The organism is Desulfoplanes sp. PS50 (assembly GCF_053851535.1).
Window position 1 is genome coordinate 1 of the sequence record NZ_JBSPZA010000037.1, and the last position, 16,988, is coordinate 16,988.

The 16,988-nt window shown below is 60.6% G+C and carries 16 protein-coding genes and 1 riboswitch; of the genes, 15 read left to right on the forward strand and 1 reads right to left on the reverse strand.

Annotation, left to right across the window (positions count from 1 at the left end; genetic code table 11):
• Window positions 1-335 precede the first annotated feature (335 nt).
• From cbiB to cobS, 4 genes are read left to right on the forward strand one after another with little or no spacing between them, the layout of a single operon-like run.
• Window positions 336-1,307: an adenosylcobinamide-phosphate synthase CbiB gene (gene cbiB, locus ACTVJH_RS13755; protein ID WP_455991827.1), complete on the forward strand. Its 972-nt coding sequence runs from the start codon at window positions 336-338 to the stop codon at window positions 1,305-1,307.
• Window positions 1,304-2,098 (forward strand): cobamide remodeling phosphodiesterase CbiR, encoded by a 795-nt coding sequence (gene cbiR, locus ACTVJH_RS13760; protein WP_455991830.1) that lies wholly within the window; start codon window positions 1,304-1,306, stop codon window positions 2,096-2,098. The genes cbiB and cbiR overlap by 4 nt, the downstream gene beginning before the upstream one ends.
• Window positions 2,091-2,654 (forward strand): bifunctional adenosylcobinamide kinase/adenosylcobinamide-phosphate guanylyltransferase, encoded by a 564-nt coding sequence (gene cobU, locus ACTVJH_RS13765; RefSeq protein WP_455991833.1) that lies wholly within the window; start codon window positions 2,091-2,093, stop codon window positions 2,652-2,654. The genes cbiR and cobU overlap by 8 nt, the downstream gene beginning before the upstream one ends.
• Window positions 2,651-3,373, forward strand: coding sequence for an adenosylcobinamide-GDP ribazoletransferase (gene cobS, locus ACTVJH_RS13770; RefSeq protein ID WP_455991836.1), 723 nt, complete (start codon window positions 2,651-2,653; stop codon window positions 3,371-3,373). The genes cobU and cobS overlap by 4 nt, the downstream gene beginning before the upstream one ends.
• Window positions 3,374-3,461: 88 nt before the next feature.
• Here cobS and cobT read toward each other — a convergent pair whose 3' ends face one another.
• Window positions 3,462-4,535 (reverse strand): nicotinate-nucleotide--dimethylbenzimidazole phosphoribosyltransferase, encoded by a 1,074-nt coding sequence (gene cobT / locus ACTVJH_RS13775; RefSeq protein ID WP_455991839.1) that lies wholly within the window; start codon window positions 4,533-4,535, stop codon window positions 3,462-3,464.
• A gap of 257 nt (window positions 4,536-4,792) precedes the next feature.
• Here cobT and ACTVJH_RS13780 point away from each other — a divergent pair, with 257 nt between their 5' ends.
• The 11 genes from ACTVJH_RS13780 to ACTVJH_RS13830 all read left to right on the forward strand — a co-directional run bounded on the left by ACTVJH_RS13780 (window position 4,793) and on the right by ACTVJH_RS13830 (window position 16,986).
• A complete protein-coding gene (locus ACTVJH_RS13780; RefSeq protein WP_455991895.1) occupies window positions 4,793-5,860 on the forward strand; it encodes a nucleoside recognition domain-containing protein in 1,068 nt (355 codons plus the stop codon).
• A 424-nt stretch (window positions 5,861-6,284) separates the two neighbouring features.
• A riboswitch (cobalamin riboswitch) is annotated at window positions 6,285-6,406 on the forward strand.
• Between the two features lie 50 nt (window positions 6,407-6,456).
• A complete protein-coding gene (locus tag ACTVJH_RS13785) occupies window positions 6,457-7,452 on the forward strand; it encodes a sirohydrochlorin cobaltochelatase (RefSeq protein WP_455991842.1) in 996 nt (331 codons plus the stop codon).
• Between the two features lie 252 nt (window positions 7,453-7,704).
• Window positions 7,705-8,775 (forward strand): FecCD family ABC transporter permease, encoded by a 1,071-nt coding sequence (locus ACTVJH_RS13790; protein WP_455991845.1) that lies wholly within the window; start codon window positions 7,705-7,707, stop codon window positions 8,773-8,775.
• The gene (locus tag ACTVJH_RS13795; RefSeq protein ID WP_455991848.1) at window positions 8,772-9,569 is read left to right on the forward strand and encodes an ABC transporter ATP-binding protein; all 798 of its coding nucleotides are present in this window, start codon (window positions 8,772-8,774) and stop codon (window positions 9,567-9,569) included. The genes ACTVJH_RS13790 and ACTVJH_RS13795 overlap by 4 nt, the downstream gene beginning before the upstream one ends.
• The gene (locus ACTVJH_RS13800; RefSeq protein ID WP_455991851.1) at window positions 9,475-10,407 is read left to right on the forward strand and encodes an ABC transporter substrate-binding protein; all 933 of its coding nucleotides are present in this window, start codon (window positions 9,475-9,477) and stop codon (window positions 10,405-10,407) included. Before ACTVJH_RS13795 ends, ACTVJH_RS13800 begins: the two co-directional genes overlap by 95 nt.
• Window positions 10,408-10,737: 330 nt before the next feature.
• On the forward strand, window positions 10,738-11,442 hold the full coding sequence (cobI, locus tag ACTVJH_RS13805) for a precorrin-2 C(20)-methyltransferase (protein WP_455991854.1): 705 nt from the start codon (window positions 10,738-10,740) through the stop codon (window positions 11,440-11,442).
• Window positions 11,443-11,452: 10 nt separating this feature from the next.
• Complete coding sequence (locus ACTVJH_RS13810) at window positions 11,453-12,838, forward strand: cobyrinate a,c-diamide synthase (protein ID WP_455991857.1); 1,386 nt, start codon at window positions 11,453-11,455, stop codon at window positions 12,836-12,838.
• A complete protein-coding gene (gene cbiD / locus ACTVJH_RS13815) occupies window positions 12,835-13,935 on the forward strand; it encodes a cobalt-precorrin-5B (C(1))-methyltransferase CbiD (protein ID WP_455991860.1) in 1,101 nt (366 codons plus the stop codon). Before ACTVJH_RS13810 ends, cbiD begins: the two co-directional genes overlap by 4 nt.
• The gene (gene cbiE, locus ACTVJH_RS13820; RefSeq protein ID WP_455991863.1) at window positions 13,932-15,152 is read left to right on the forward strand and encodes a precorrin-6y C5,15-methyltransferase (decarboxylating) subunit CbiE; all 1,221 of its coding nucleotides are present in this window, start codon (window positions 13,932-13,934) and stop codon (window positions 15,150-15,152) included. The genes cbiD and cbiE overlap by 4 nt, the downstream gene beginning before the upstream one ends.
• Entirely contained in the window at window positions 15,149-15,955 is an 807-nt protein-coding gene (cobM, locus tag ACTVJH_RS13825; RefSeq protein WP_455991866.1) for a precorrin-4 C(11)-methyltransferase, read from the forward strand. The genes cbiE and cobM overlap by 4 nt, the downstream gene beginning before the upstream one ends.
• Window positions 15,952-16,986 (forward strand): cobalt-precorrin 5A hydrolase, encoded by a 1,035-nt coding sequence (locus ACTVJH_RS13830; RefSeq protein ID WP_455991869.1) that lies wholly within the window; start codon window positions 15,952-15,954, stop codon window positions 16,984-16,986. The genes cobM and ACTVJH_RS13830 overlap by 4 nt, the downstream gene beginning before the upstream one ends.
• The last annotated feature ends 2 nt before the right edge of the window (window positions 16,987-16,988 follow it).

Here is a 16,988-nt window from a genome sequence, read left to right on the forward strand (position 1 = left end):
TCCAAGAATTTCAGTAAAATAGATCCTGGAAAAACGAAGAATCAGGGACTGCAGAAAATCCTTGTCAGAAGCGTCAAAAGGGAGACCGGGCAAGGCCGTACGGGAGATGACATGATAAACGGTCGGGGTTTCCGACATGAGAAGCCTGGGAATGCGGGGCATGGCAACCTCCGGCTCTGGAGTGGATGGATAATTCCCCGTAGCATGTATTCCGCATGAGTGCCAGCATAGTTTGCCTGTCCCTAAAGCAAACTACCTTGACAATCCCGACCCTATCATATCACCAAAGGTTCTTTTGATGATTCCCATGCGCAGCTCACGCCAAGGACATGTTCATGCATCTCGCCCCGCTCTTTGCCGTTGCCTATCTCCTCGATCTGATCCTGGGCGATCCAGAATCCTGGCCGCATCCGGTCCGGTGGATTGGCCGGATGAGCGTCTTTCTGGAAAACAAGCTCTATGCAAACTCGATGGGCGCGGGAATCCGCCACTGGTTTGTGGTCATGGGCGTGGTGTGTGCGGCCTTGTATCTTTTCAAGACGGTCGTTTCCCTAACCAGCATGCTGGGAATCCTGGCCACCATCTGGCTCATCTATGCGGCCCTGGCCACACGTTCCCTGCATGCGGCCTGCGCCCGGGTCGAGGCCGCTCTCAGCCCGAACCCCGATATTGACCTGGCCCGCAGCCGTCTTGCGTGCATCGTGGGCCGGGAGACCGCGCATCTTGACGAACAGGAGATACGCCGAGGGGTGCTTGAAACCATGGCTGAGAATCTTTCCGACGGGATCGTTGCCCCCATCTTCTACCTGACCCTGGGAGGACCGGCATTGATGATCCTCTACAAGACCGTGAACACCCTGGACAGCATGATCGGGTACACGAATAAAAAGTACATGCTCTTTGGCAGATTCGCCGCGCGAGTGGACGATGCGGCCAACTTCATCCCGGCACGGCTGACCGGGCTTTTGCTCGTCTTGAGCGCCAGACTCACGGGAAAGGACTGGAAAGGGGCCTGGAAAATCATGCTCCGGGACCACCACAAGGCCTCCAGCCCCAATGCGGGCGTGCCCGAGGCCGCCTTTGCCGGGGCCCTGGGCATCCGTTTGGGCGGAACGAGCACCTATTTCGGCACCCGGATCGACAAGCCCTTTATCGGCGATCCGCACCACGAAATCACGACGCAGGACCATGCCGGGGGAGTGCGTCTGCTCTACGCAACCTCTGTGCTGGCGGCCCTTATCTGCATAGTCTGTCTCACCTGCACCCATGCGGGCTGGTGGGGAATGGCAGGAGGCCTGCTCGGATGAACATACAAATTCCCTCGTTGCCCCTGCTCAAGCATCGGTTCCCCTTTCGCCTGGCCGTGCCCTCGTACATTCTGCCCGACGCGATCATCCCCAATGTCCGCTTTCTGGGCCCCCATTTCGATGAAATCGAACTGGTGCTTTTTGAAAGCAGATACCAGGACAATCTTCCTTCCAGACAGGAGATCCACACCCTCGCCGGACTGGGCAGGGATATGGGTCTGACCTACAATGTCCATCTTCCCATTGACGTGTATCTGGGCAGAAACCATGAGGCCCGACGAAAAAGGGACGTGGAAACCATATTCCGCTTTTACGAGGCCACCAGAGACCTTGACCCGTCCTGCTGGATTCTGCATCTGGACGTTCCGCCAGAAAAGGATCAACGCCTCCCCGGAATCGAACAGGTGGAACAATCGTTGGACGAACTTCTGGAAAAGGGCATGGACCCGACCCGTGTGGCCATAGAAAATCTGGACCATCCTCTCGACATGCTGACACCGGCAGCCCTTCCCAGGGGATTTGCCCTGTGCCAGGATCTGGGGCACCTCATGAACAAGGGACATGACCTGAAAAAGCACCTGGCAGTCCACACGGACCAAACGATCATGTTCCATGTCCACGGAATCGATGCCATCCGGGATCACAAATCCCTGTCCAACATACCCGATCACCTCTGGGAACCCATCAAGACCGGTCTTGCCGGATATACAGGCGGAGTCACCCTGGAGGTGTTCTCCCTGCAGGATCTTCTTCTCTCCTGTCCCCGCCTGGAGGAGCTCTGTCATGCATAACACCCATCCAACCATTCTGGTCACCGGCGGCTGTCGAAGCGGCAAATCGGCCTGCGCCCTTCAGCACGCAGAAGCCTACGGGCCCAAGCGGGCATACATCGCCACCGCCCGAATCTTTGACCGGGAGATGGAGGCCCGGGTCAGGCGCCATCGGGCCGAGCGTGACGTTTCGTGGACCACGATCGAGGAGGCCAACGAACTTGCCCTTGCCATCACAACGGCCCAGGACAATTGCAACGTGATTCTGGTGGACTGCATCACCCTTTGGCTGACAAACCTTCTGGAAGAGAACCTGGACGACGAGGCCATCCTCGAACGGGTGGATCTTCTCTGTCAGGTCGTGCAACTGGCCAGAATCCCGGTGATCCTGGTAACCAACGAGACCGGCTGGTCCATTGTCCCGGAAAACCCCCCTGCCAGACGGTTCCGTGATCTGGCCGGACTGGTCAATCAGCGGCTGGCGCAAACCGTCACCAAGGTGATCCTTTGCGTGGCCGGCATTCCTGTAACCATCAAGGATGCATCAAATCCGGCAATCAAGGGGGCCTCGTCATGAACGGCTTCCGGCAGACTCTGGCCTTTCTGACCATCCTCCCCGTCGGGGGAACACTGAAGCCCATGGACCATACCATGCTCGCCTGGATTCCGGTTGTGGGGCTGGTGATCGGCCTGCTCCTGGCCGGATTCGACGCATCGATCTCCCAGGTGTTTCCTCCTTTGGTATGCGGCGCATTGGACCTTGTCTTTCTCATCATCATCACCGGGGGCATCCATCTGGACGGACTCGCCGACGCGGCCGACGGCATTCTGGCCCACAGGGGCAGGGAGCGGGGCCTGGAGATCATGCGCGACAGTCGTTTGGGAACCTGGGGAGTCATCGCCCTGATTGCCGTGCTGATTCTGGATTGGTCCGCCCTGGCCACCTTGACGACACGGGATCAGACCTGGCGCTTTCTCCTCCTCGCCCCGATCTACAGCCGCACGGCCATGCTTCTGGGAGTCAGATCCCTGCCCTACGGCCGCCCCCAGGGTGGCATGGCATCCAACCTGTTCGGGACCGCGAACCCGGCCTATGCCTGGTGCGCGGGTCTGATCTGCGCCAGTGCGATCCTGCTGCCGGCAGTCACCTTTGTCACAGTCAACCTCGCCTTTGCCGTGGCGGTCTGGGGAATGATCCGGCTCTACAAAAACACCATGGGCTGCATCACCGGAGACATGATCGGTGCCCTGAACGAAATCGTCCAGGCGGCCGTGCTTCTGGCCCTGATCGTCTAGCAGACGGGCATGAAAAAGGGCGGCCCGGTCTTCTTTTCCCGGTCCGCCCGCAATATCGAACATACAAGGGGCACGGCGCGCCGTGGACTCACCCCGGAGAAATCCCGGCCTCTTCAAAGGTCTTCATCCGGGTAAACGACTTGACCGCCGCCTCCATGATGGAAAAGGCCAGGGCCGCACCCGACCCTTCGCCCAGATGCATGCCCAATTGAAGAATGGGCTCAAGCCCGAGGTAGTCGAGCATGGCCCGGTGTCCCGATTCGGCCGAGGCATGACCGGCAAAGACATATTCCATGCAGACGGGACAGAGCGTATGGGCGATGAGTGCCCCGGCCGTGGAGATGAACCCGTCGATGACCACTGGTTTTCTGTGACAGGCTGCGGCCAGGATGATTCCGGCGATCCCGCCGATCTCGAACCCCCCGACCTTGGCCAGGACATCCAGCCCGTCCGACGCATCGGGTGCATTGATGGCAATGCCCCGGCGCACAGCATCCTTTTTCCGTTCCAGCCCGGGATTGTCCACGCCCGTGCCCCGGCCGACCATGACATCCAGGGATCCCCCGGTCAGCACGGCTCCAATGGCCGATGACGGGGTGGTGTTGCCGATACCCATATCCCCGGTGGCCAGAATATCCACCCCTGCCTCATATTGGTCCGAAGCGAGTTCAAACCCGGCCATGACCGCCATGACCGCCTGATCCCGGGACATGGCCGGGCCCTTGGCCAGATTGTTGGTGCCCTTGTGGATCTTTCGGATCACGAGTCGATCCGCGTTTGCCAGGGCCAGATCATCGAGATCGGCGACAACGCCCAGATCGGCCACCATGACCCGGGCTCCGGCATGATCGGCCAGCACGTTGACCCCGGCGATGCCCTGAAGAAAGGCCCCGATCATCTGAGGGGTCACTTCCTGGGGAAAGGCACTGACCCCTTCCTCGACCACCCCGTGATCTCCGGCCATGACCAGAACCGTTTTCGAGGTGATCACCGGATGCAGGGTGGACGAGATCGCGCACAAACGCTCGGCAATATCGAGCAGATCACCCAGGGCCCGGGGCGGGATGATCAACTGGCTGGAACGTTTCCTGGCCTGTTCGAACATGAGGGTGTCTGCTGGTTTGATATCTTCAATGACTTCAGTCAGGGTACGCATGGTCATGGTCTGCCTCCTTGGGCGAAAAACCTCTCGTGTGCTGCCGTCAACAAAATGTCTCGACATTGCCGGAGAAGATGCAGCCTCCGCAAGATCGTTCCTGTCACAAATACGTCATGACGTAGCACGTATATATCCGACAACCAGTATCTTTCAAAAACAACCCGTCTATGCATTATCAACCAAACACGCAAGATTCCAGGACCGAACAGCCTGAAGGAAAAACAACGCCCTTCGAACGCGGACATGCTCACCCCTTGCCGATGCGGACGGGACGCCCTCGCTTTCGAGGGAAACAGATCATCCCGATCCTGGTATTCGGGTCCATCATCCTCGTGCTGATCGCCCTGATCCGGCTCGATCCCGACCATGCCGGGATCACCCGGGAACATCTGCAGACCGGACTTGTCATCCCCCTGGTCCGGCTTCTCATCTATCTGGGGATCGGACTCTTTGCAGGCCAGGCCATGGAAAGCCTGGGATGGGCACACAAACTGGCCCTGCCCGCCAGGCCGATCATGCGTCGTTTCGGACTCAAGGATGAAAGCTCGACCGCCTTTGTGACCGCCTTTGCCTCCAACCTGGCCGCCAATACCCTGCTTGCGGGATACCACAAGGAAGGACGTATCACCAAAAGAGAGATGACCCTGACCTACCTGGTCAACACCGGGCTCCCGGTCTTTCTGGTCCATCTTCCAACCACCTTTTTCATCATCGCCCCCCTGGTCAAGACCGCAGGCCTCATCTACCTGGGAATCTGCCTGACCGCTGCCGGACTCAAGAGCCTGCTCGTGCTTGTCTATTGCCGGATAACCCTGGGCAACAACCCCTCACGGCCCGCCGAACCACCCGAAGACAGAGAAGCAACATCAACCACCCCCTCCCGCAGCAGAGGTTTTGTAACGATTTTCAAAAAACGCTTTACCCGCATTGTTCTTTACACGATCCCGATCTACATCATCGTTTTTCTGCTCAACCATCTGGGATTTTTTGAATACCTGCGTACCGGTCTGGCACACGCCCTGTCCCTGAACTTTTTTCCCGTGGAGAGCGCCAGCGTAGTCATCGTCACCCTGGCCGCGGAATTCACCTCCGGTGCGGCCGCGGCAGGTGCGCTTCTGGACGGTGGGGTGCTGAGCGTCAAACAGACGGTCCTGGCCCTGATCATCGGGACCATAGCCGCCACCCCCATCCGGGCCCTGCGCCACCAGCTTCCCGCCCAGGCCGGCATCTTCTCCCCTTCCCTGGCCCTGAAACAGCTCTGCCTGAGCCAGCTTTTGCGTATCGGAACAATCATTGTTGTGGCGCTGCCCTATCTGGCATGGGCGTGACGAGTGCAGGATAATCCCCTGTACCGTCCACGACAGATTTGTTCTCATCCACCCGTCTGAAGAGCATGACCGGCTCACCCCGTCCGGACCGGATTGACTGTCTGACCGAGCCAGGCATCGTTCATCACGTCGTTGCCCGACATCTTTCAGAAACATCCAGCCGGTATCGAACAACGACGTGATGGTACGAGGCCGGCAAGGGAGTTTCAATCCGGTCCGGACGGGGTGAGCCTGTCATGCATACACATCAGTCCTGGATCATGTCCCTGCCCGCTTGACGCTCCAGCCCTTCTGAAATACTCGAGAGATCAGCTGGGTGAAAAACACCTTGCTGCTCTGTCCGGATACGGACACCTAGCCCTCCGTACAGGAGGTCCCAGGAACTTTGCAGCAGCAAAAAAATGGGCGCCTGCCGCCCAAGAACGGAATCCCGTGCAAATCGGGAGCGGACCCGCCGCCGTGATTCTCCCCCTAATCTCTGACTCCCTGCGTGCCACTGGGACACCCCCGGGAAGGCCGAGTCAGAGAGGAGAAGAGCCGGAAGACCCGCCCAGCCATGGCCATTTGCGTCTTCTTTTCCAGTAACGGGGCTTTGCTTGGAAAAGATCCCAGGGGATTTTCAAAAAACCTCTCCGTGCGCCATTGCCCAGGGAGAGGTTTTTTTTATTCCCGCACACAAGCCCGATCTTTCCCATGGAGGCAAGATCATGTCCCAGAGTATCACACGCGTTCTGTTCATTGCGGTCTGTCTGCTCGTTCTGCAGGCCGGTCAGCTCCTGGCCCACGGCCACCACCAACCCCGGCCCGAAAAAAAGGGCATCCTCCTGGTCGCCTTTGGAACGACGGTTCCCGAGGCCGCAACCGTATTCAAGACGATCGACACCCGGGTCAAAAAAACCTTTCCCGGGGTGGAGGTCCGCTGGGCCTACACCTCAAAGATCATCCGCCACAAACTGGCCAAGGAAGGCACGCACATCGACTCCCCGGCCGAGGGACTGGCCAAAATGATGGACGATGACTTCACCCATGTGGCGGTTCAGTCCCTGCACACCATTCCCGGCAAGGAATACACCGGATTGAAAACCACGGCCCAACGGTTCGAGGCTATGCCCAAGGGGATCCAAACCGTGTTCGTGGGCACCCCGCTGCTCTATTCCCCGGAAGACGTGGAAAAGGCGGTCAAAATCATGGCTGCGCAGTTTCCCAAAGAGCGCAAAGCCGACGAGGCCATCGTGCTCATGGGCCACGGCACCCCGCACGCGGCAAATATCTACTACCCCGCCCTGCAGTATTATTTTTCCAGGATGGATCCCAATGTCTTCGTGGGAACCGTTGAAGGCAGCCCGACCCTGGATGATGTGCTGAGCGGGCTGAAACAGCGCGGGATCACAAAGGCTTATCTGTTGCCCCTGATGTCCGTGGCCGGGGATCACGCCCGCAACGACATGGCCGGTGACGAGGACGATTCCTGGAAATCCGTGCTCACAGGGGCCGGGATCACCTGCGTCCCCGTGCTCAAGGGAACGGGCGAATACGACGCCATCGTGGATCTCTGGATCGATCACCTCAAGGTCGCCATGGCCCATCTGTAATAAGCCGTTGCGCAAGGTCGGGGCATCCCTTCCGGACGCCTTGGGAAACAATTCCCCCCGTAGGGGCACGGCGTGCCGTGCCTCGTTTTTCCGCACCCCGGGAGGTGCGGAAAAACATTCTTTACAAACCGTTGGTCCTCCTTTGATCTTGGCATGCAAATGCAGAGTATTCCAGGATACCAACACGGGCACGGCGCGCCGTGCCCCTACAGGTTGATTACCTTTTACCCGCCACGTCCCGGGACGAACCCCATGCCCACCGAATCACCCACCATCAGGCGCAAAGGCCCCAGATTACGTCATTCGGTGATCATCCTGATTGCCGTCCTTGCCGGATCGATTCTTGCCGCCTGCCTGTTCGGCCCCATGGACATTCCGGCGAACAAGGTCATGTCCATCCTGTGGACCCGGGTCCTGGAAGTGATCGGTGCGCGCGACCTGTCCGGAGATCCCTCCTGGGAGGTGGTCGTTCTGGACATCCGCCTCAGCCGGATCGTACTTTCCTGTCTGGTGGGCGCGTGCATGGGCGTGGCCGGTACCGTGTTTCAGGGACTTTTGCGCAATCCCCTGGCCGACCCCTTCACCCTGGGGGTTTCCAGCGGTGCGGCCTTCGGGGCCACCCTGGTCATCTATCTGGGGATTTCACGGACCGTGTTCGGTTTGAGCCTGCTTCCCCTGGCCGGGCTGGCCGGTTCCCTGGGGGCCCTGGTGGTGGTCATCGGACTGGGTCGGATCAACGGGGAACTCCGCCGCGAAACCCTGATTCTGGCCGGGATCGTGGTGGCTACCTTTCTGGCCGCGCTCATCTCCCTGCTCAAGGCCCTGGACGAGGAGGCGGTCAGCGCCATGGTCTTCTGGATCATGGGCAGTTTCCAAGGTCGGGGCTGGAACCATGTGGGACTGCTCATTCCCTACATGGTCCTGGGGCTTGTGCTTGTTTTTCGCTACTCCCGGGAACTGGACATCCTCTGTCTGGGAGATCTTCAGGCCCACCACCTGGGCGTTGACGTGGAACGGGTCCGGATCATGCTCCTTCTGGGAGCCAGCCTGATGACCGGGGCGGCCGTGGCCGTTTCCGGAATCATCGGGTTCGTCGGGCTGGTGGTTCCCCATTTCATCCGGTTGCTCCAGGGATCGGAACACCGACCTCTGCTGATCATGTCCGGACTGGGCGGGGGGCTGCTCCTGCTCTGGTCGGATGTCCTGGCCAAAAACCTTCTGCCCGGAGGCGTGGAACTTCCCGTGGGCGTGATCACCGCACTTTTGGGGGGACCGTTCTTCTGCCTCCTTCTCAAGGGCAAGGGGCATGGAGGCTTCTCATGATCCGGGCATATGACCTCTCCTGCGGCTATGGGGAACATCCGGTTCTCGCAGGGATCGATCTGCACATAAGCAGGGGCGAAATGGTCGGCATCCTCGGCCCCAACGGCAGCGGCAAGACCACCCTGATCCGGGCCATTTCCGGAACCCTGCCCCTGACAACGGGCCGGGTGCGGGTGGACGGTCACCCCCTCCAGGAACTTGGTCCCAGACAGCGGGCCCGGATCATGGCCTGCATTCCCCAGAAGCTGGAATCGATCTTTGACATGCGGGTCGCCTCCCTGGTGCGCATGGGCCGCTATCCCTACGTGACCTTTTTTCACGGATACGGCCCGGCAGATGACCAGGCCGTGACCTGGGCCCTGGAAAAAACCCGCGCCCTGCATCTGACCGACCGGTTCGCCAACGAACTCTCCGGCGGGGAATTGCAGCGGGTGCTCATCGCCCGGGCCCTGGCCCAGCAATGCCCGCTGCTCATCCTGGACGAGGCTGCATCGGGTCTCGATGTCGGGGCCCAGACCGAAATCCACGATCTGCTCAAGGGGCTGAACGCCGAGGGCATGACCATTGTCAGCGTGATCCACAACCTGAACCTGGCCGCCCTGTACTGCGACCGCCTCGTCTTTCTCCAACAGGGACGCATCGTGCTTGACGGACCCGTGGACGAGGTGTTCACCCAAACCCATCTTTCAAGGATCTATCATGCCGACCTCACGGTCTTTTCCCATCCGGTCATGGGCATTCCCCAATGCCTGCCCCTGCCGGGTCATGGGCTTCGTCCTTGTGATCCTCGGTAGCCTGCTCCCGGTGCAGGCTGCCGCCGTGACCATAACCGACGATTTCGGCACGACCATCACCCTGGAGCAGCCGGCCCGGCAGATCATCTGTCTGTACGGAGCCCTGAACGAGATCCTCGTGGACATGGGCCTTGCCCATAGGATCGTTGCCCGAACAAAAGCGGACACCTTCTGCCCGGCCCTTGCGGACAAACCCTCCATCGGCACGCACATGCGCCCCAATGTGGAGATGGTCGTGGGACTCAAGCCCGACCTGGTCCTGCAGATGGCCGGGAGCAAAGGGGAGAGCGAACCCGTAAACGCCATCGCTGCCCAGGGCATTCCCACGGCATGTTTCCGGGTCCAGACCATGGACGACCTCTATGCGCTGATCGACCGGCTGGGGGTGATCACCGGCGCCAGGGACCAGGCCGACCGCATGACCGCGACCATGCGCGATCGGCTGGAGCGGGTGCACAAGCGGCTGGGGCCCGATCCCAAACGGCCAAGGGTCTTTTTCGAGGTCCGCTATCCCAATCTCCTGACCGCGGGCCGGGCCTCCATTGTCTCCGAGATCATCCACCTGGCCGGAGGAACCAACTGCGTTTTTCTGAACAAGAAACTGGTCCGCCTCTCGGAAGAGGAGCTGGTCGGCCTGAACCCCGAGGTCTATCTGGTCCAGAAAGGCCCCATGAACCCCAACCCGGTCCCGGTTTCCCAGCGTTCCCATTTCAGGACCATCCAGGCGGTGCGCTCGGGTGCCGTCCTCGAGGTGGACGAACACCTCTTTTCCCGGCCCGGCCCACGAACGGTCGACGCCGTTGAAATGCTGGCGGATATTCTGCACCCGGGGGAATAAGGCGGGTATGTGGACGAACACGGACAGGCACGGACTGCGGCACGGACGTTATGACGGATGAGAATGGCTGGTTCGCCCCGTTTGGGTCGGTTTGACTGTCTGACCGAGCCAGGCATCGTTCATCAAGCCGTTGTCCGGCATCTTGCCGGAACGCCTCGCCGGTGTTGAGCAACGGCTTGATGGTACGAGGCCGGCAAGGGAGTTTCAAACCGGCCCAAACGGGGCGAGCCGGCCATTCCACTCCAACTACTTGGATGAAACAGATTTGTCCTGCAGTCTGAATCCGCTTCCCTGTTTGTTGCGGACAACCTTTTTGCTCGAGACATATCCATGAACGAATCAGGAACATTATACGGCATAGGCGTGGGCCCGGGCGATCCCGACCTGCTGACCCTGGCGGCCATCAAACGGCTGGCCCTGGTGGACGTGGTCCTGGCCGCCTCGTCTTCCAAAAACGAATACTCCCTGGCCCAATCCATTGCCGAGCCCCATTTGCCTGAAACAGTGCACATCAAACGGCTCAAATTCCCCATGACCAGGGACCGGGACGCGCTTTCCCGGGCCTGGGAGGAAAATACGGGCATAGCAATCGAGCTTCTGGACCAGGGGAAAAATCTTGCCTTCCTGACCCTGGGCGATCCCATGATCTATTCCACCTTCGGCTACCTGCTCAGGGGGGTCCAGCGGGTCCGCCCGGCAGTCCCGGTGGAGATCATCCCCGGGATCACCTCCTTTCAGGCGGCCGCCGCCAGGACGCAGACCGTGCTCACCGAGTCCGGAGAGAACCTGGTCATCTTTTCCGGGGTGGGGGACGAAAAACAACTCGCCCGGACCCTGGACATGGCCGATACCGGGGTCATCCTCAAGGCCTACAAAAATTTCGATGCCCTGAAGCAGATCATCACCCGCCACGACCGGAACAAGCAGACCGTGTTCGTATCCCGTCTGGGCCACCATGACGAGCGGATCACCCGCGACCTGGACGAGATCACCGAGCACCCCCATTATCTGTCCCTGCTTCTGGTCAAACGCTAGAGGGTATCCTGTGACAACCGTTCATCCCTCTGCCAGGGCCTTTATGATCGCCGGAACCCGCAGCGGCTGCGGCAAGACCTCTGTGAGCCTGGGGCTCATGGCGGCCATGGCCGAGGCGGGCATCCGCGTCCAGCCCTACAAGGCGGGACCCGATTTCATCGATCCCGGCCACCACCAGGCCGTCACCGGCGTGCCCAGCCACAACCTGGACGGATGGATGCTTGATCCCGAAACGGTTCGGAACATCTTTGCCCGCCATCTGCACGGCAGCGATGTGGGCATTGTGGAAGGGGCCATGGGACTTTTTGACGGGTTTTCAGGCACCACGGAACAGGGATCGGCCGGACAGCTGGCCAAAATCCTGGACATTCCCGTCATCCTGGTGGTGGACGCCAGGGGCATGGGACGATCCGCAGCCGCCGAGGTCAAAGGCTATGTGACCTTTGATCCGGACATCACTTTTGCCGGAATCATCTTCAACAACGTGGCCAGTCCCCGGCATGAAGCCCTGCTCAAAGAGGCCATGGCAAAAAATCTGAACATCCCTGTACTCGGCTGTCTGCCCAGAAATGATGCCCTGAACGTTCCCTCCCGGCACCTGGGGCTGGTCATGGCCCATGAGTTGGACACCGAACAAAGAACCCGGACCATGCTCCAGTGGATCAATTCGGCCATGAATGTCCGGGAAATGATCACCCATCTTCCGGCCATTGCCCTCGTGCCCTCCCGGAAAACAATCCCGCCCAAAACAGCCAGAATCCGTTTGGGAGTGGCCATGGACCAGGCCTTTTGTTTTTATTACCGGGAAAATCTGCGCGCATTGGAACAGGCAGGTGCCGAACTCGTCTTTTTTTCGCCCATGGGAGACCAGGACCTTCCCGGCCCGCTCCACGGCCTCTATCTGGGAGGGGGCTACCCGGAGCTCTTCGCCCGACCCCTGGCGGCAAACCGTTCCATGCGTCAGGCCATCAAATCCTTTGCCCGGGCCGGCCATCCCATCTATGCCGAATGCGGGGGGTTCATGTATCTCATGAACGGTCTGCAGGACAGAGCAGGAAACCGCCACGAGATGGTCGGGATCTTTGACTGCGAATGCGCCCTGCAGGCCAGGTTCGCTGCCCTGGGCTACAGGGAGGTCGTCACCAGGGCATCTTCCCTCCTGGGTCCGGCCGGCTCCCGGTTCAGGGGCCATGAATTCCATTATTCCCGATTGCTTGGAAACGGTTGTCCCCAAGAGGGGATCTACGCGACCACGGACCGCAAGGGCGCGTATCCCGCTGGAAAAGGGGTGGTCAGATACAACACCCTGGGCTCGTACATCCATCTGCATTTTTGCTCCAATCCGGAACTGGCACCCTCCTTTGTCCGGGCCTGCGCGGGAGAACCGCTCGCATGAACAGAGCACTCAGACACGGATACACCACGGGAAGTGCGGCCACGGCAGCGGCCCACGCCGGGCTGATCCATCTGCTCTCGGGAAAGTCTCCGGAATCGGTGACCATTCTCACCCCGCAGGAAGAAATCATCACCATCCCCGTGCATGCCTATGCACGGGAGCACGACGGTGTCAGGGTCACCGTGATCAAGGACGGGGGAGACGATCCCGACGTCACCCACGAGACCCCCATCGAATGTCTGATCTCTCTGGAAACGAACGTCCCGGCCACCGAGGTGCTCATCCAGGGGGGCAGAGGCGTCGGCCGGGTGACCCGGCCGGGCCTGCCCGTTCCCGTGGGCGAACCGGCCATCAATCCGGCCCCCCGGGCACAGATCGAACGAACCGTGCGCGACCTGCTCGACCAGAAAGGGATCACGGCCCGGGTACGGGTCCTGGTGGAGGTTCCCCAGGGAGAACAGCTGGCCTCAAAGACCCTCAACCCCCGTCTGGGCATAGAGGGAGGCATCTCCATCCTGGGCACCCGGGGCACGGTAAAACCCTTCAGCAACGAGGCCTATCTGGCGACCATCGACCAATGCCTGCGCAGTATACGCGTTATGGGCGAAAACCGGGTCGGCTTCACCACCGGGGGGCGCAGCGAACGGCTTTTGCAGGCCCTGCTGCCCGCATGGCCCGGGGAATGTTTCGTCACTGTGGCGGACTTTTTTGAACCCTCCATGGCCATGGCCGCGGACCAGGGAGTGACCCATGTGGTCTGGGGGGTCTTTTTCGGCAAGCTGGTCAAACAGGCCCTGGGCCTTCCGAGCACCCACGCCAAAAACGCGGCCATCGACTTTGAGGTTCTGGCCTCCTGGTGGGGGGATCTGGGGCTCTCTCCGTCAATTGGAGAAAAAATCGCCCAGGCCAATACGGCCCTGCACATCCAGGAGATCATCCGTCACGATCCGGACCATGGCCGCTACTACGAACGTCTCATCCGCACGGCCCGGGGCCACGCCCTGCAATTTAGCAGCTCCCGTATGGAAGTGGACTACTGTCTCTTTGATTTCAACGGGGATCTCCTCGCCTCGACCCTGAAACGGAAACCATCATGATCCATGTCATCGGACTGGGGCTGTGCTCCGACCATATTTCTCCCTCCGCCAGGCAGCTGATCGATAGCGCGGACATCCTGACCGGGGGCGAACGCCAATTGGCCATGTTCCCCCATGCCCGGGGGACCAGACACCCCCTTGTCCCGAACCTGGACCAGACCATGGAGCTGCTGGACCGGGAAGATCGAACAGGGGCATGCGTCGTGGTCCTGGCCGACGGGGACCCGATGACCTTTGGGATCGGAACCACCCTGGTGCGCAGGCTGGGCAGGGACCGGGTCCATGTTCTGCCGAACGTCTCCGCCCCCCAGACAGCGGCCGCGCGGCTGGGCAGGGGGCTTGGCGATCTGCATCTGGTCTCCCTGCACGGGCGAAACGACTGGGCACCCCTGTTCGCCTCCCTGACCCACCATCCCCTGACCGGAATCTTTACCGACATCAATAATTCTCCGGCTCGCATCGCCCGAGCCTGCATGGATCAGGGCATGGGCCATGCCGATGTAAGCCCCTGCATTTTCTATCTCTTTGAAAATCTGGACGCCTCCCAGGAACAATATGCCCGGCTCACCCTGGAGGAGGCCGCAACCAGGGAAAGCGCCTCCCTCTCTTTTGTGATCATCGAACAACCGGATTTTCATCCTCCCCGATTCGGCCGGCCGGACAGCGCGTTTGTCCACGAGCGAGGACTGATCACCAAATCCGTGGTCCGCGCCGCAGGGATAGCCGCTCTCGGACTCGAGCCCGACTCCCTTCTCTGGGATCTGGGGGCGGGGTGCGGGTCCGTTTCCATCGAGGCGGCAACCCTGCTGCAACAGGGCAGTGTCTTTGCCGTGGAGGCAAAACCCCATCGCGTGGCCATGATCCGGGAAAACATCCGCAAAAATCGAACCTGGCTGGTAAAACCGGTCCAGGGCGAAATGCCGGAGGCCCTCGCCGATCTGCCCGACCCGGACCGCATCTTCATAGGCGGCGGGGCCCGGGACCCCCGGGTTCTCACGACCGGACTCGCCCGGCTCAAACCCGGGGGACGACTGGTGATCCACGCCATTTTGCTGGAAACCCTGGAGACCGTGCGCACCACCCTTAATGATCACGGCCTGACCTGGTCCCTGACCCAGCTCGCAGGCAGCCTGTCCGATCCCGTGGCCGGGGCGACCCGGCTCAAACCCTTGAACCCGGTATTTATCATCATGGCTGACAAACCGGAGCACGCATGAGCCGTCCTGAATCGAACCGATGCAAACAAAACCGTTTTGAACCTAAGGTCTATTTCATAGGTGCCGGTCCCGGCGATCCCGAACTGATCACGGTCAAGGGACAGAAAATCATCAAAGCGGCCGGTCTGGTTCTGTTTACCGGCTCCCTGGTGCCTCGAGAAGTGATCGACGCGGCAGATCCCGGGGCCGAAATCGTTGATTCGGCCCCGCTGACCCTGGAGCAAACCAACGATCTCCTGGTGCGCATGGTACGCGCCGGAAAGATCGCAGCCCGGGTGCATACGGGCGATCCGGCCCTGTTCGGGGCTGTCCAGGAACAGATAGACCTTCTGGATGCAGCGGGAATCGATCACGAAATTATTCCCGGGGTCACAGCCGCCTTTGCCGCAGCCGCAGCCGCCAAGGTCTCCTTCACCGCTCCAGGCGGGACCCAGAGCCTCATTCTGACCCGCATGGCCGGACGCACCCCGGTTCCGGACACAGAGGCCATCCGACACATGGCCGCCCACGGCTCTTCCCTGGCCGTCTACCTTTCCGCAGACAAACACGAAGCCCTGGAAAAGGAATTGCTGGAGGCCGGACTCTCCCCCGAGACAACCATCATCATCGGCACAATGGTCGGCCATCCCCAGGAACAGATCATCCGCACCCGCCTGAAAGATCTGAGCCGCACGGCGCAGGCAAACGGGCTGATCCGTCAGGCTGTTTTCCTGATCCTTCCGTCGGAAAACCGGGATCAGGAACGATCGAAATTGTACGATCCCTCTTTTGCCCACGGATATCGCAGCAGCGGGGACCAATGAACAGATCCTGCGCCATCTACGTGCTGACACGCCAGGGGCTCACCCTGGGCAACCGCCTGGCCCGCAGCCTGGACGGGGATCTGTACGCCCCCGCACGGATGGCCGAGGATGCTCGCATCCGGGGATTTAATTCCCTGCCCGCCCTGGTGGCCCGCATTTTCCATGACTATGACGCCCATATCTTCCTGGCCGCCGCAGGCATTGCCGTACGCACCATCGCCCCCCATCTGGAAAACAAAACCCGAGACCCGGCAGTCGTCGTTCTGGATCACAAGGGGACCCATATCATCAGCCTGCTTGCCGGCCATCTGGGCGGTGCCAACGAAGTGGCGAGAAAGGTCGCCGAACTGACCGGCGGAACCCCGGTGATCACCACGGCCACGGATACCGAGAACGTTCCGGCCATAGACACGCTGGCGGCCAGAAACGAACTGGTCATCGCCAACCCTGAACGGATCAAGGTGATCAACGCAGCCCTGGCTGAAGGACGTCCCGTGCTAGTGGATGATCCGGAAAACAGACTGCATGCTGCAACGAACCCGGAACTGACCCCCTGGTTCATCCCTGCCGGCAACGAAAACAGTCACGGTCAGGACACGCCCCTGGTCCGGGTGACCTGGCGGATGACGGATGACGATCAGACGCTCATCCTCCAGCCCAGGGTGCTCGTGGCCGGCATCGGATGCCGCAAGGGCACGAACCGGGAGGAAATCATGACCGCCATCACCCGGGTTTTTTCCCAGCACCGGTTGGCCCTGGGCAGCCTGGCCGCACTGGCCAGCATCGACATCAAAGCGCAGGAAAAGGGGATGGTTGAGGCAGCCCGGGCCTTGGACGTCCCCCTTGTCTTTTATTCGGCCGACGAGCTCCAGGGCATCACCATCCCCACCCCGTCCTCCATGGTCAAAAAACATATCGGAGTTGAAAGCGTATGCGAAGCAGCAGCCCTGAAACAAAGCGGACAAACCAGCCTTCTTGTGCCCAAGCAGATCACGGGACGAACAACGCTGGCCATCGCCCTGGCACCCTGACC